The sequence below is a fragment of the Vibrio genomosp. F10 str. 9ZD137 genome (genome assembly GCF_049974785.1).
Taxonomy (GTDB): Bacteria; Pseudomonadota; Gammaproteobacteria; order Enterobacterales; family Vibrionaceae; genus Vibrio.
This window is the reverse complement of the sequence record NZ_JBNGCJ010000893.1, coordinates 1-464: the sequence shown is the minus strand read 5'-3', so window position 1 is coordinate 464 and position 464 is coordinate 1. Positions and strand designations below refer to the sequence as shown.

Below are 464 nucleotides of genomic sequence, written 5' to 3'. Positions count from 1 at the left end.
GGCGTTATATGGCAAGGAGAGTGCATTGTTTAACTCGATACATCATGTTGCAATAATTTGTTCTGATTATAAAGAATCTAAGCAATTTTACACATCAATACTTGGTTTAACTGTAATAGCTGAGAACTACAGGGAGACAAGAAAATCTTATAAACTGGATCTTAAATTACCAAATGGTGGTCAGTTAGAATTATTTTCTTTTCCTAACCCACCTAAAAGACCAAGCTCACCAGAAGCTTTAGGTCTAAGACATTTAGCATTTAACGTAGCTTCAGTAGAGGATACTTGTGATTACTTGATATCAAAAGGAATTGAAGTAGAAGATATTAGAGTCGATGAATTTACCGACAAGAAATTTACTTTTTTCAATGACCCGGATGGTCTTCCACTAGAGATATATGAGCAAGTTACCATATAACAAGTCGTTTAAACGGAATAAAAACAGTTGGCCATCGCTTCGCGAT

Annotated in this window: 1 protein-coding gene; it reads left to right on the top strand. The window is 34.9% G+C overall.

The window, feature by feature from the left end:
* The first annotated feature begins 25 nt into the window (after positions 1-25).
* Positions 26-418: an SMU1112c/YaeR family gloxylase I-like metalloprotein gene (gene gloA2 / locus ACP45E_RS19895; protein ID WP_017036121.1), complete on the top strand. Its 393-nt coding sequence runs from the start codon at positions 26-28 to the stop codon at positions 416-418.
* The last annotated feature ends 46 nt before the right edge of the window (positions 419-464 follow it).